Annotated in this window: 11 protein-coding genes; 1 reads left to right on the plus strand and 10 read right to left on the minus strand. The window is 46.0% G+C overall.

What is annotated here, in order from left to right:
- Position 1: 1 nt before the first annotated feature.
- Entirely contained in the window at positions 2-1,105 is a 1,104-nt protein-coding gene (locus ACFPIK_RS13420) for a 2Fe-2S iron-sulfur cluster-binding protein (RefSeq protein WP_377916111.1), read from the minus strand.
- Between the two features lie 217 nt (positions 1,106-1,322).
- Between ACFPIK_RS13420 and purB the strand changes: the two genes are divergently transcribed.
- Entirely contained in the window at positions 1,323-2,666 is a 1,344-nt protein-coding gene (purB, locus tag ACFPIK_RS13425) for an adenylosuccinate lyase (RefSeq protein WP_377916113.1), read from the plus strand.
- Positions 2,667-2,744: 78 nt separating this feature from the next.
- On the opposite strand, the gene ctlX is transcribed toward purB, so the two are convergent.
- The 9 genes from ctlX to ACFPIK_RS13470 all read right to left on the minus strand — a co-directional run bounded on the left by ctlX (position 2,745) and on the right by ACFPIK_RS13470 (position 14,751).
- Complete coding sequence (gene ctlX, locus ACFPIK_RS13430; protein WP_377916115.1) at positions 2,745-3,677, minus strand: citrulline utilization hydrolase CtlX; 933 nt, start codon at positions 3,675-3,677, stop codon at positions 2,745-2,747.
- A complete protein-coding gene (locus ACFPIK_RS13435; RefSeq protein ID WP_377916117.1) occupies positions 3,674-4,624 on the minus strand; it encodes a hypothetical protein in 951 nt (316 codons plus the stop codon). The genes ctlX and ACFPIK_RS13435 overlap by 4 nt, the downstream gene beginning before the upstream one ends.
- A gap of 140 nt (positions 4,625-4,764) precedes the next feature.
- Positions 4,765-7,053, minus strand: coding sequence for a xanthine dehydrogenase family protein molybdopterin-binding subunit (locus tag ACFPIK_RS13440; protein ID WP_377916119.1), 2,289 nt, complete (start codon positions 7,051-7,053; stop codon positions 4,765-4,767).
- An 18-nt stretch (positions 7,054-7,071) separates the two neighbouring features.
- Entirely contained in the window at positions 7,072-7,527 is a 456-nt protein-coding gene (locus tag ACFPIK_RS13445) for a (2Fe-2S)-binding protein (RefSeq protein ID WP_377916121.1), read from the minus strand.
- Positions 7,528-7,941: 414 nt separating this feature from the next.
- Entirely contained in the window at positions 7,942-8,562 is a 621-nt protein-coding gene (locus ACFPIK_RS13450) for a hypothetical protein (protein ID WP_377916123.1), read from the minus strand.
- 292 nt (positions 8,563-8,854) lie between these two features.
- Positions 8,855-9,610, minus strand: a complete 756-nt coding sequence (locus ACFPIK_RS13455; RefSeq protein ID WP_377916125.1) for a methyltransferase family protein — start codon at positions 9,608-9,610, stop codon at positions 8,855-8,857.
- A 257-nt stretch (positions 9,611-9,867) separates the two neighbouring features.
- Positions 9,868-11,487 carry a Gfo/Idh/MocA family protein gene (locus ACFPIK_RS13460; RefSeq protein ID WP_377916127.1) on the minus strand — a complete coding sequence of 540 codons (1,620 nt, stop codon included), beginning with the start codon at positions 11,485-11,487 and terminating at the stop codon, positions 9,868-9,870.
- Between the two features lie 12 nt (positions 11,488-11,499).
- Positions 11,500-11,988, minus strand: a complete 489-nt coding sequence (locus tag ACFPIK_RS13465) for a DoxX family protein (protein WP_377916129.1) — start codon at positions 11,986-11,988, stop codon at positions 11,500-11,502.
- A gap of 336 nt (positions 11,989-12,324) precedes the next feature.
- On the minus strand, positions 12,325-14,751 hold the full coding sequence (locus tag ACFPIK_RS13470) for a hypothetical protein (RefSeq protein WP_377916131.1): 2,427 nt from the start codon (positions 14,749-14,751) through the stop codon (positions 12,325-12,327).
- Positions 14,752-14,984 lie beyond the last annotated feature (233 nt).

Genomic DNA, 14,984 nt, shown 5'->3' on the forward strand with positions numbered 1-14,984 from the left:
ATTATTCGATGGTGATTTTGATATCGTCTGTCAAGGGTCTGGACACACAGCACAACACATAGCCAGCTGCCAATTCCTTTTCACTCAATCCTGCATCCTCATCCATCTTCACCTGTCCATTGAGTACCCGTCCTCTACAAGCGGTGCAAAGCCCACTTTGACAGCTGTAAGGCATATTCAATCCTGCTGCTAAGCCTGATTCTAATACCGTTTTACCTGGATTGACTGTTACCACATGCTCTTCTCCTTCCAATACTATGGTGACATCTCGGGTCAAAATCCCGTTGTTTATTCCTTTCATGGCATCTTCTTGTGCCTGATGAGCGGCTGCAGAGAAGAAGCTTTCTCGGTGAATTCGGTCTGTTTCCACCCCCAATTCATCCAACACCTGCTGGGCAGTATCCATGATCCCATCTGGACCACACATAAAATAGATCTCTTCGTAGCGCGGCTCATATTCAGCTTTCGCAAAAAGCTCCTTTAAAACCTCTCCCGAAAGTCTACCCTTCAGTCCAGTCCAGCTTTCAGAAGGCTGGCTCAGGTTATGAATAATTTCAAGACGATCTGGATTGGCTAGTTGGAGTAGTTCCAGTTGTTTTTTGAAGATGATTTGTTCTTCATTCCTACTCGCATAAATCAACGTCACTATAGACTGGGGTTCATTGACCAATACCGACTTCAAAATCCCCATAATCGGCGTAATCCCGCTTCCACCTGCAATGAGAAAGAAATGGCGGCGGTTTTTGGAGTGAAAGTCTGTGGTAAAATTGCCCATGGGCTTCACCACATTCAGCGTCTTACCTGGAAATACTTTTTCATTTAAGAAATTGGAAAAAAGCCCATTGGGTACGCGCTTCACAGAAATTCCAGGGAAAGGATCTACAAACGGTGAGGTGCAAAGTGAATACGATCTTCGTTGCTCCCTGCCTTCAAATTCCATCACCAAGGTCAAAAACTGGCCCGGCTTATAATCCAAATAGGGCTCTGGCTGCTCAAAATAGATGGTAACTGTGTCTGAAGTTTCCTTAACTACTTCTCTGACTTTAAGCGGCAAAAATGGATTTACTTTGACCTCTTTTTCCTTTTTCTTGAAGAAATTGAACATCTGATCTTTTGGTGAATTGGCTGCAAAATTAATCTCCCAAGCGGGATATTGCCCATATGCCTGAGAAATTTCAGTGAATAACCCCAAAAGAGAAAAGTAAGTTTGTACTCTAGGGAGAAATATTAAACCAAAAGCCCGTTTTTGGCCCCAAGCCCTTACCTTTGCGACTTCCGATTTACGGACTGAATCTATCTTTTGCGAAGCAAATCAAACTGATATGGAATTAAATGCCCTGACTGCCGTCTCCTCTGTGGATGGACGCTATGCCGGCAAAACCGCCCCTCTTCGTGCATTTTTCTCTGAATTTGCCCTGATCAAATATCGGGTGCATGTCGAAGTGGAATATTTTATCGCCCTTTGTCAACTCCCTCTTCCTCAACTGGCCGAATTTGATCATGCACTTTTCCCGCAGTTACGGGATTGGGTAAAGCATTTTTCCATGGAAGATGCCACTTGGATCAAAACTACTGAGCGGACCACCAACCACGACGTGAAGGCTGTGGAATATTTCCTGAAGGAAAAATTCGATGAACTCGGTTTGGAACCCTACAAGGAGTTTATCCACTTTGGACTAACTTCTCAAGACATCAACAATACCGCAACGCCTCTGATGCTCAAGCGGGGAATTCAGGAAGTGATCTTGCCGGCTTTGGAAGAAGTGATCGAAAAGCTTGCCGACTTGGCCGATCAATGGTCTGAAATCCCCATGCTGGCCAAAACCCACGGGCAGCCCGCCTCTCCCACCCGACTGGGAAAGGAGATCAATGTCTTTGTGGTGAGATTAAAAAAGCAACTGGAGCTGCTTGAGCAGGTACCTTACTCTGCCAAATTTGGTGGCGCCACAGGCAATATGAATGCACATGTGGTGGCCTATCCTGACTTTGAGTGGAATGAATTTGCCTTCACTTTTGTAGAAAATTACCTCGGGCTGGAGCGCTCGTTCCCCACTACCCAAATCGAGCATTACGATAACCTGGCTGCCGTCTTTGATGGACTGAAGCGTATCAATACCATTTTGCTCGATCTGTCCAAAGACGTGTGGCAGTATGTAGCGATGAACTATTTCAAGCAAAAAATCAAAGCCGGAGAAGTGGGTTCTTCTGCGATGCCTCACAAGGTAAACCCGATTGATTTTGAAAATGCGGAAGGGAACTTGGGCATCGCCAACGCCCTTTTAGAGCATTTGGCAGCCAAACTCCCGATTTCCAGATTGCAGCGTGATTTGACGGACAGCACCGTGTTGCGTGTCATTGGAGTTCCGTTGGCACACATGCTGATTTCCTTGGAGTCCTTGCAAAAAGGCTTGGGGAAATTGGAACTGAATCAGGCAGCAATCGATGCGGATTTGGAAGAAAACTGGGCCGTAGTTGCCGAGGCGATTCAAACCATCCTGCGCAGAGAAGGATTCCCCAAACCTTACGAAGCTTTACGTGATCTGACCCGTACCAACAGCAAAATCACGGAAGAATCCATCGCGGAATTTGTAGAAAACCTACCGATTTCCACCGAGCTGAAAAGCGAACTTCGTGCGATTACACCGTTTAATTACACGGGTATTTAAGGTTGAAGTGAGGCAATCTCAGTGCGAAGGATGCTAACTGAGACAGATGAAAAGCCGTGAGTTTCTGCTCACGACTTTTTAGTTTTTGGGCAAAAAAATCTCCGCCATCATACACCTCACGGAGCCCCCTCCGAGCTTTTCGATGGTGGGAATGGCCGGACTGATGATCGTCGTGTACTTTTCGATTTGCTGGATTTGGCCCACATTGAGGGAATCCAATGCCGCCTGAGACATCACGGTAAACTTCTCACCTCCGTCATTGCTTACTTCCAGCATGTTTCCGGCAAACTGAAATTTCTGCCTTGCTGTAACCGGAATGACTTTTTTACCTGATTTGGTCAGGGAATCGATCACTTTTTGTTTTTCTTCTGTCTTGATGATACTTTCCAGACACACTACAGCAATGTCCGTCCCCACATGCATCATGACATTGGTATGGTAGATCGGGGAAAGCTTTCCCACTATCTCCTGCTTGGCCTCAAAGCTCACCACCTGATAGCCCAATAGCTTCCCCACATACTCCAAGGGAACAGGATGCGTGCGCTCCGAAAAAGCCGCATAAATCACCTTTGCCTGTCGGTCCAGCACCATACTCCCTGTTCCTTCTAGATACTGACCATGATCTTCGAAAAAGCCTAAATCGATAATCTCGGATATCCCAAAACCCAATTGAAGCAACTGCTCCAAGATCTCCTTTCTCCTTTCCAGGCGACGGTTGGGGGACAGCATGGGATACAAAATCAACTTCCCATCCTCATGCGTGCTCAGCCAATTATTGGGGAAAATAGCATCGGTTTTCAATGGACTTTCACTGTCCTCCATCACTAAAACCTCAACGCCCTGATCTCTCAGCAGAGCTACCATCCCATCAAACTCAGCCAAAGCCAGACGCTGAATTTCATCATTGGGGCGAGCATCCTGCTTTTGGTAAAAATTACTTTCCGCCGTTTCGGGATTGAACCCAAAATGGGTAGGTCGAACCATCAAAATGACCGAGCTCGTTTGTTTCATCGTTTCTTCGGATATCGATAAACGGTCGGGTTGACATTAAACCGCTTTTCGCTGATGGTGAAAAATGAATTACCGCTAGGATTGAAGCCAATAGCTTCCCCTTGGGGTTCGGGTACGTAAGGCAGTCGTTTCGGCACCCTTTGAAGGGCCTGAGGAATACTCTCCCCTGTCTTGCGCTCCCAATAGTAAATGGTAAAGTAATTTTTGATCAAGATTTTGCTTCCATCTCTTGCAATATCCCCGGCGACTGAACTGGTGAAATCCAGGTTATGAAGTTTTTCCAGCGTGGATTTCCCTTTGGAAAATGCCGATTGGGGAACTCGATAAAGGGAGTTTTTATCATCACGTTTGGACACGATAAACAAATCACCCGAAATAGGATCCACCATGAGGGTTTCCGCATCTCTGGCACCTCCGGGATAAGTAAGCCTCAAGACTTCTGGTTTAACAGTGGTTTTGGCCGTAAGGGTATTGGGTTCGGGGAAACGGATAATACAGATTTCACCATGAATTGCAGCATTGTCTCCTATTTCGGCTACAAAAACATAGGGCTTTCCCCCAGGACCTGGCCCCACGGCAATATCTTCCCAATCGCGGTTTTTAACTCCTTCCAACTTGATGACCCCCAATTCTTTTCCCATAGAATCCAATAAATACACCGCCGGATCACCTCCACTATCGGTGTGGACATAGATCAAATTGGGGTGCTTATGTGAAAAAGCCAATCCGCTGATTTCTTCCAAAACGGGATTTTTGATCACCCCGAGCGAACTGCCGGCGAGATACACAGAGTCTACTTTTTGCTCTTTTTGGGCAAAAGACGAATTGACGAAAAAGCTAAAAAACAGGGTAAAAACTGATAGGAGTTGGATGTGCTTCATGTCCAAAAATACGAATAGGTTCGCGAAATGCTGCTTTCGGAAAAGCAGCACAACGATAGTTTTCAATAGTAAGAAATTAATAGAATTAAGGCGTTTTATATAACTACTGAGGAATTCAACGAAATGGAAAGCACTTAATTCCCTCAATTCTCTTAACGGTTAAAAAAAGAAATGCTGCCTTCGGAAAAGCAGCATTTCTAATCAACTCAAATTTTAAACGGCAACTCGTAAATCCGATTACCGGTGAGTTTGTACACGGCATTGGCCAAGGCCGGAATATACGGCGGAACGGGAGGTTCACCCACACCGGTCGGCTTTTCGGTACTTGGCACGATATGTACTTCGATCTTTTTCGGAGCCTGAGGCATTCGGATGATTTGATAGGAATCAAAGTTATGTTGCTGGACCTGCCCCTTATCAAAAGTAATCGCTGAAGTCATCGCCAAACTGGTGGCGAATTGAGCTCCTCCTTCAAACTGGGATTTGATTCGATCCGTATTGACTCCTACTCCACAATCCACCGCATAGTGAACCTCCGGTATGCTGAGATTTCCATTGGCATCTTTTTCCACCATCACCACACAGGCAACATAGGTTAGAAAGCTTTTATGCGCTGCAAATCCCATGGCTTTGCCTGCTGCCAAGTTTTGGGACCAGTTTGATTTTTCAGACACGGCTTGGATCACCTTTTTCATCCGACCCGTATTCCAAGGAAAGTCTTCGATCTTCTCCCCATAGTTCTCATACTTCCCGCCCGTTTCTTCTGCAAAATTCAAATCTCGATCTTCTCCCAAAAGCTCAATCGCCTGCTGAATCGGGTCCACTCCTCTTGCTTCGGCGATTTCGTCCATCATGCATTGAGCAGCAAAGGCATGGTTGATATTGCTTACGGAACGAAGCCAACCGATTCGGGTATGGGCCTTGGACTCGTGGGTTTCGATCCGAATGTTGGGCACATCAAATGGGAAATCGGTACAACCCAAGCCCAATTCTCCATCAGAAGGATGTAATTCATCCGGATTGCCTGTGGCACCGATAGCGGGAAAGACTGAATGTTGGTTCCAACCTGTGAGTTTCCCCGCTCCATCCAAAGTCGCTACGATCCGCTGTGCACTGTGGGAATGGTAAAAATCGTGGTGTAGATCATCTTCTCGGGTCCACTGCACGCGAACAGGAGTTTTGGCTGCTTTGGAAAGTAGCGCGGCTTCCACCACTCCATCAGGCTTGGACTTTCGTCCAAATCCACCTCCCAAAAGCGTCACATTCATCTTCACCTTGTCAATCTCAATTCCAAGAGCTCCGGCTACAGCGCCTCTAGCCCACTGCGGATGCTGAGTTGGCGCCCAGATTTCTACACTTCCGTCCCCTTTGTAATCCGCGATCACCGCAATCGGCTCCATGGTGGCATGAGCAAAAAAAGGGATCTTGAATGTCTTGTCCAAGGACTTTGCAGCACCGGATTTGGCGGCATTGAAATTCCCGCGCTCCCTACGAACCTTGCCATTTTGCAAAGTAGACTTCGCCATAGCTTCGAGCTGAGCAGTCGAGTTGTATTCCTGATTTGGACCCAAGTCCCATTCGATTTCCAAAGCTTCTCGACCTTTTTTGGCGGCCCACGTATTGGAGGCTAGGACTGCCAATCCTTCCAGTGGTTTATCCAAGCCAGCTGGAATGCCCGTTCCTTCGATCTTGACGACTTGCGTTACTCCTGGAACAGCCAGTGCTTTGGCGTCATTGTAAGAAATGATTTTAGCTCCAACTACCGGACTGCGAGAGATCATAGCGATCTGCATATTGGGCAAATTCACATCTGCTCCAAAGACAGCCTTCCCGGTAGCGATATCCTTGGCGTCGTAGATTGCTACATCGGTTCCTACCAGTTTGTATTCGCTAAGCTCTTTGGTTTTGATGGTAGCTGGGTCAGGAAGAGGCATTACCAACAAGTCCTGAACGAGATCTCCAAACTTGACTTTTTTACGGCTTTCCTTCAGATGGACCTCAGAGTTTTCGGTGTAGCACTCAGCAGGATCTACGCCCCACTTGGCCGCAGCCGCTTGGATCAGCATGTGACGAGCTGTGGCCCCTGCTTTTCGCATCGGTTCAAAAAACATACGAACGGAGAAGGACCCATCCGTATTCTGATTTCCATATTTATCCTCGTCACCTTCGCCTTGGACGATTTTAATTTTGCTCCAATCAGCTCCGATTTCGTCTGCCATAATCATCGGCAGAGAAGTCCGAATGCCTGTTCCCATTTCCGAGCGGTGAGCAATCAAGGTCACCTGATTATCCGAACCGAAAGAGATGTACACGTTAGGAGCAAAAGTCACTACATCGCCTTTTGGACCGGAGCATTGGAAATTGATTCCCAGCAAAAACCCACCGGTAGCGAGGGAACCGATTTTAAGAAAATCCCTTCTGGAGGCCACAAAAATCTTGGACCGATCTTCTGACACCTTGTTTTTTTCCTTAAAAACTGGAATAAAATTTTTCATAGCTTTTCAGTTTTGGAATTAGCGGGATGCTGCAGTTTGGATAGCTGCCTTGATTCGATTATACGTTCCACATCGGCAGAGATTGCCCTGCATGGCCGCTTCGATCTCAGCCTCTATTGGATTTGGATTTTGTTTCAGTAAGGCTGCCGCAGTCATGATCTGACCTCCCTGGCAGTAGCCGCACTGAGGAACTACATGCTCCACCCATGCTTCTTGAAGCGGATGATCCCCTTTTTCGGAAAGGCCCTCGATGGTTGTGATTTTTCCGTTTTTCACCTCCGAAATCGGCAAGCTGCAAGATCTTACCGCAACCTCATCCAAGTGGACCGTGCAAGCCCCACAGAGCGCTTGACCACATCCAAACTTGGTTCCTTTCATATCCAAAAGATCTCTTAAGACCCAAAGAAGTGGCATATCAGGTGTTGCTGTGACCTCCTGCTTTTTGCCATTGATGGTGAGAGTGTAGTTTTCCATAAAATGGGTATGGGATGATAGATTGATGAATATAAAAGAATAAAAAAGGAGATAGAACCCTTTTTACAGGAAATGAATAAACCGCGAGATTAAGCAATGCATCATCCTTGAAATGGAGGAGGAGCAATTATTCAATTTTGGATTAAAATGGGAAGCTTCCGATTAGCCAAACTCCGGGAAAATCAAATCAAAAAACAAAAGAAATTTCCCAAGCTTACCATTGAACTTTGGCCCAGTCTAGGGGTGGTTGCTTTATACTTATATAGGTTTGACCATCTTGATTCACCACAGGCCGCTACTCATTTCCCAAAAACCTAATTTTGAAAATCAATCAGTATATAGGCTTTTCAAGGATAGCTAAAAAAAAATCAGAAGCTATTCCAGCCTCTGCTCTGTATGCATCCGAACAAGTCTTTATTTTTTAATCTGAAAAAGGCCCATTTTCAAACCCAAATTGAACGTCAGGCTATTTTCAGCATTCGGTACACCAGGGATATTTTCAATTTTTTCACCCATAATTCGGTAACCGACACCTGCGTGTAGTCTTGCAAAACGATGAAGATTGACTTCTATTTGTGCACCGGATTCCACAAAAAGAGTTTTGGCCTCTTCATAGTCAAAATCTCTACCTTCCTCATCGATCTCCAGTTCCATCATTCCTACAGATAGAGGAAAAGTCAAATGGACCAATTTTGAGGCATGCAAGGTGTACTCTAAAAATCCACCAGCTTGATAAGCGTCTAAGTGTGCACGTGCAGGAAGTGTATTGGCAAATGAAACCGGACGAACTTGATTGATCATTTCCCCATAAAATCCTCCAAGAGTAAGTTTGTCATGCAGTATTACTCCTGCACGAAACTGGGCGAATCCCGCCCCTTCACCAGCGATTTGGGTCAATTGAAATCCTGGAGAGACCATGATCCGGATGTTGGAAAGGGAAAACTCGTTTCCAAAGAGTGTTTCTGGTTCATCTTGTGCCATAAGAGTTCCGATACTCAAACATGTGGTAAGTAAAAGAGCTAGTACTTTTTTCATAATAGAAATTGATTTGGTTTGATTTCAATTCCATTACGATCCCATTTAACAATAGCGTTGCCTTCAGAAAAAAATAAAATTCAAGGGCTTTTTCCATTTAGGAAAAGAGTAAAAATGAACTAGAAATAAACATGGCTTATGCTTTTATAAAAACGTTTTCAATAATCATGAAAAGCTGCCAACCCTAAAGTGAGATAACATGCCACTCATTTTAGAGTTCGATAGAAAAAAAATAAAAAAGCGCTCCATGTATAGTATTCATGGAACGCTTTTTTATTTAGTTAAATACTGATTATCTATCTGCCTCTGTCAAAATAGACGTTTTCTTTTTGAGAATTTTCAAGATTAAATAGAGTACACCCGTGATCCCAGTCATAACCAGTAAAAAGGGATTAAATTGATCTCCATTCTTAATAAGTTCACCTGAAACATCGAAGGCACAAAAAATAGTAAACAAAGCAAAAAGTCCATTTTTCTCTTTCCTAAGCACTTTTTTCCAACTGAAGGAATATTCCGGCTTTTTAAAACCAGAGAATTTGGGAACGAAGGCAGGTACTTTTTCAGACCAAGAGAGGTAGGTTTGGCCGAATTTTTTTCTCAAAAATTGCTCCTCTGCAAACATGATCCGCTCGTAATACACCCAATACATAAACGTAAATCCGATCATAAACCAAACATGACCGGTATAAACCGCAGGCCCAAGCCACATTAAAAAGTTACCTAAATAAAGCGGATGCCTCACCAATGAATAGATACCTGTTTGGTTTAACGAATCAGCCACTTGCCCCTCTTTGGTATTGCGCCCTGATGTATTTCTAGGAGTATGGCCTACGGTATAAACTCTGATAAACAAACCCACTAATCCAACTGCCAGTCCAGCAGCCAAGAAATAATTTTCCAACTCAGGACTATATAAGGTGAATTCTTCAGGATGCAATTCTCTCCTTAAATACAACATCCATCCGATCACCAAAATGATCAAAGGAAGAAAACTCCGGTATCTAAACAACCAGTTTCCTTGTGATTCAAACTCTTCTTGTAAGGCCATTTTATATTTTTTTGATGCTATTCAAACTTCAATAGTAGAGATTTTTGAGAACATTATCAGTACAATTGGAACTAAGATCCTTTATAAATCAGGATAAACATCCGCAAGCCCACCTTACATAAATCATAACCTAGGCAAAAAACTGAGCACAGGAATTAAGCTTCTCTCGGACAAATAAAAATCCCGAGGTGAGGAGTTTTTCCAGATTAGCTAAATCCCAAAAAACAACCTTACCTCAGGATCAAAAGCCGTGATTTTCAACCTACGGAGTTATCCAAAAGTATCGCATCCAGATCCTCACCTGGCAGCGAAATGATGCGCTCAGACACAGCATCCCACTCGATTTTTCGACCGGTTTTGTAAGATAATCCGGCCATATGAGCGGTGATTGCCTCATCGAAACCTTCATCTATTCCGCAGCTAGGATTGCCTCCGTTACGGATGCAGCTCAGCCATTCGCGAATATGCAAGAAGGTGGAGTCTACTCGCTTTCCATCTCGGTAGGTCCAGAGTAAGCCTTTGTTGGCGAAGTACTTGGCAGTAGCAGAGGTGACCGCATCCACTCCTTCGGCAGTGGGATCATATTGATAGATCGGAACCTGTGGATCGATTCGGCCTTCCTTGATCAAATCCTTGTATTTGGTGGATCGAGGATCGGCATAGATGGTCAGGATATTTCCCAACTCCATGCTCGCATCGTGTCCCATCAGGACAGTGCCCCGATCAAACTGATTCCCCAGTGTGGCCGAATAGACTAAGGACATTCCTTTTTCTTTGCCCTCCTCCTGGCTCGAACCGGTGCTAAAGTCTGGAAAATCCATATTGACCTGCATCACATCGGGGACATTTCGTCCGTCCCGATGTGTGTAAATTCCTCCGGAAGCAGTGACATACTTCGGAATTCCCATTTTCAGCACACAGTTGATCCGATCGTAATCGTGGGTCAGGAGGTCACCGGAAAGTCCGGAACCGTAAGCCCACCATTTTCTCCATCGGAAGAAATGTTCGGTATTGAAAGGTACCTCAGGCGCATTTCCCAGGAAGGCATTCCAATCGATGGTTTCGGGAGAGGCTTCCGGATGAATTTCATATTGCCAAGCTCCATTGTCATCGTTTCGATTGGTATTGGTGACGACCAGAGAGATGTGACCGAGGGTATTTTTTGCAATGGCATCTTGGGCAGTCAGGAAGCTGAGGGTCTGTCTGTGCTGATGGCCTACAGCCAATATGGCTCCCGGATTTTTTCTAACCGCCTCTCTGAGTTGGTAAGTCTCGGATACGGTATGCGTCATGGGCTTTTCCACATAGGCATGAACCCCCGCCTCAATTGCAGCCTGAGCCATCGGAGCATGCCAATGATCAGGTGTGGCAATGATGATCGCATCGACTTCACCACTGTGAATCAAGTCCAGGTAATTTTCATAGCGCTTACAGGGATTCGATTCCGTATTGAAGGAGCGAAGTGCCTTTTCTGCCCTCACATCGAAAATATCGCAGATGGCAGTCAACTTGACATTCAGATTTTCCTGTGCCAAAAAATCCTCCAACCGCTTGTCGTTGGGATCTTCCTGGGCCGATTTGGCCATGGATTCCATCCACTCTTGAGTCGCAAAACCCAAAGCCCTCATCAATTGCTCTCCCCGAATCCCAAAACCGATCAGTCCAATTCGGAGCGGGTCTCCGCTCATCGGTCCCGAAGCGGGAGGAGCACTGGCCTTGATGTTCAGTTTCTCCAGCCAAAAATCTTTTTCCAGCTTGGATTTTCTGGTCGTATCAATACCAGCTGCCCAAACTGCGCCCAAAATCGGAACACCAGCCAAGCTTTTAAGCAAATCTCTCCTAGAAAATGCCTCAAATAGTTTTTTGTCAGTTGCCATGATGAAGTGGGATTAGTGGGTTTGGGAGGAAAGGGATCTTTTGACAAAAAATCGCTCTAAGCCAAAGGATACGGAAGTAGGGAAAAGGAAAATCACCAGGAGAGCGGCTGCCTCGATCAGATTCTTATTGACGATCCAATAGCTTCCCTCTGCAGGTCCCATGGGATAGCCGGGGAAGGGAGGATGCGCAAAGTAGTACAGGAGCAAAAGCCCAACTCCGATCAGACTGGCCACCTGAGTTTTGAAACCTAGAATCAAGGCAACGCCAACGATCAGCAGGGCAGCGATATTCAACGTGTCGATCGTTGAAATCATGGATTCGCCAGCCAACCAATGGAAAAAAGATTCCATGTAAGTAGCACTGAGCAGGTAGCCTTTGCCCGTCCAGCCGGGACTATAGAGCTTGATGACACCTTCGTAAAGAAAATGCCATCCAATCAACAATCGGAGCAAAACCAGCACTCCGGTCTGCGCTGAGGAAAGGGGGGAAGATTGAGTCATATCGTGGGCTGTTTTGGTTTAACGTCCACGATATTAGGCACCAAGCCTGTAGTATTACCTGATGTTTATCAGGTAAAAAGGTGATTTAGAACGAGGTAATCCGATTGGATTAGAAGTGAATAGTTATCTGAAATTTCCTTTCAACGGATTTGATTTTGCCAAATTGAATTCATTTTTAATGAATATCCGCAATCTTACCACTTGGTAGGTCATCGGCTCTAAAGATCGCGGACATTCGTCGACTGACCACAGACGACAGTCCACAGCACCTCTAAACGAACTTCAAACCTTATCTTATTTGGTTACTGGTAGAAAAGTGGATAATCATATCATTTTTTATTCATAGGTCAACTCGGTGGACACATGTCCAGATCCCAACGCAAAAAATCGAACCCACTTGCCTGTGATCGACTCTGGAAAAGCATGATCAAAAGCCTTCCCCGGCAATACTTCTATGGTCTGGTAACCAAACCAATCACCTGAGCCAGTAGGATCGATTTCCACACGGATGGCCAACTTTTCTGTTCCATGATTAACCAAAGTCAATCTGCGTTGATCATATCCTCCAAAGAGATACGGGTCAGAAATATCCCCTTCTGCAACTTGGGATTGGGTCCAAGGACCTCCCTTTCCTTTGGGTTTCCCAAGTTTCCAAAGGTCATCCACCATACCTGCCCATAGGGAGATCTTTCCATCCTCACTTTTTAAAATATGCGCATGATCCCCCGAATAGCTCGGATCAGCTCCTGAAATCAACAGCATCCCCCGATAGGAAGCCACATCCTGCATCAGCAGGGAATGCGTAGAGATAGGTTTTATTTTGGCATAGCCACCGGCATTTTCAGCAGGCAATTCAAAGAACGTCCCCCCCAAATGCAGTAAATCCCGCTCCGTGACCACTTCTCGAACGAGACGGATTTGTTGCTTTTCCATCAAGTCTGTGTAAATCGACTCTCCCAATGGCAGCCTCCACGTGCCACCGTTGGCATCTGTCACCAAGTAGGAATTGCCTTCTACCCGAATCAAGGGCTTGGGAATAGAAAGCGTCTGTGACATCCACTGACGAAGAGAATCGTTGGCGACGGACTTGATCTGCAGCAGGCTGTCCATTTCGTAATAGTTGCCACTTTCGGAGAGTATTCCGAGTCGACGATGCTTGCCTAGTGCATACATCACACTGCCTTCTGGTCTGTCTTCGGTTGCAGACCTGAATCCATCAAAAAGACTCGGATTTTCTTGGTTCTTGTTTTTCGGATCAGAGTAGGATAGTGAAAAAGACAGAACCGCATTAGTAGTCGTTTTGACACGAATCCATTCTCCGCGTTCAGTAGGAGAAAAAACAAGTGAACTCCCGGATGCAGGAGCTAATTCTACAGTCTTTAGGACTTTCCACTTGCCGTCTCCTTGCTCATCGACTTCGATGATTAGTGAAACGGGCTGATTGCTATGATTTTTGATCCAAGCGGTGCGGTTTTTCCAGCCTGCAAAAAGAAATGGTTCGGAAGGAATAGCAGCACTTACCGAGTCTCGCAGGTAAATCGACCCTGTCGCATCGATCGGTCCGATACGGTCGGGCATGCTCAGGTCGGTAAACCAAAGGTTAGACTGCGACTGACCTGCACCGGGAATACCCGCCTTGTCGGGTCGATTGCTCAAAAACTCGCTTTTGGTGGCATCATCCGTTCCAAAAACCAATTGATCGCCCCATCGCTCAAAGTCTCCGATGATTTTGAGGTAAGAGGATCTTGGTCTCAGGCCTGCTGATGTTTGGGGTGAAAAACCCTCCGGAAACCGCCAAAACATCCCATGGAGGGTCATCAGGTAGTCTTTTTCGCGAATCGAGCCCACGTTCCGAATTCTGGGCCATTCCGTATTCCAACCGTGAGCTCCATCGTAGGAGTTGGACGCCTTGGGCACTCGATAAAATGACCAAGTCCCATTTGCTCTCACCCCAACCATGGCCGAGCGATTGTCCCAACCCGTTGCCCAGATGGGATCGGAATCCGGGTTTTGATTTCCGTAGATTCCTCCTGGACCTGTCACCTCCACAAATTGCATCCTGCGGATCAGCTTCCATTCCTTTCCATTCCATTCGGAAAGAGACCCGGCCTCAATTGTAGGGTCCACCAGCGCTTTGGCACCTGACTCCCCATTATTGGAGTAGACGTAGACGCCCTGTCCGGAATAAAATCCCTTGCCATGTACCCCCGGTAAAAGAGTACTTTCATGGGTACCTCCGCCAGCTTCTTTACGGATTTGATTTCCGTCCTTGAACAGCATCGTGACTTCCAGTGTATGTACATCCACCTCGTAGAAACCCTCTTCCATGGCGGCATACAGGATTTTATTGGCTGGGTCGGTCAGGCTTCTTGCCATGCCCGTTAATCTTCCCGGCATCTGGAGCGGATTGATGGTTCGGACATTCCCTTTGGAGTCGATCACGTGATTGCCGATGAAGAGTTGATTGGATTCGCGGTGAATCATGCGGTTGGCATGCGTGCCACCGACAGATTCGGGACGGACGGTCCGACTCAGGTCAGGATTGATCTCGTAGAGTCGATCGGAAGAGCCAAATGGCAGATGCGGACCGTAGCTGATGGTCCAAAGCTTTCCCGCCCAAAAAACCACTGCCCCTGTCCCGCATTCTCCCTCTTGATTAAACTGCGCCAAATGAGGATAAACTCCACTTACCTGAGGAAATTGAGCAAAGGAATTTGGAAGGTAGAAAATAGTCGAAAGGACTAGGAAAAGGAATTTTCTCATTGGGAAACGAGGGGAAGGTGACAAAGGGAAAACTGACGAAAAGACTGGAAGCTAATCCAATCGATGGCTAGTAAGATAAAAGGATGGTTGAAAATGACTGTACTGCGGGAGTGTTCACTAAACTGTGTCAGTTTGGTTAAATCGATCTTCAAAGTAAGCGATTAGGTCTTTTCTAATTGATGGCCATGCGAAGATGGTTCCGTTCCATTTTGTCTGAGCGTTCATGGTTGCTA

The organism is Algoriphagus aquatilis (assembly GCF_042657405.1).
Classification (GTDB): domain Bacteria; phylum Bacteroidota; class Bacteroidia; order Cytophagales; family Cyclobacteriaceae; genus Algoriphagus; species Algoriphagus aquatilis.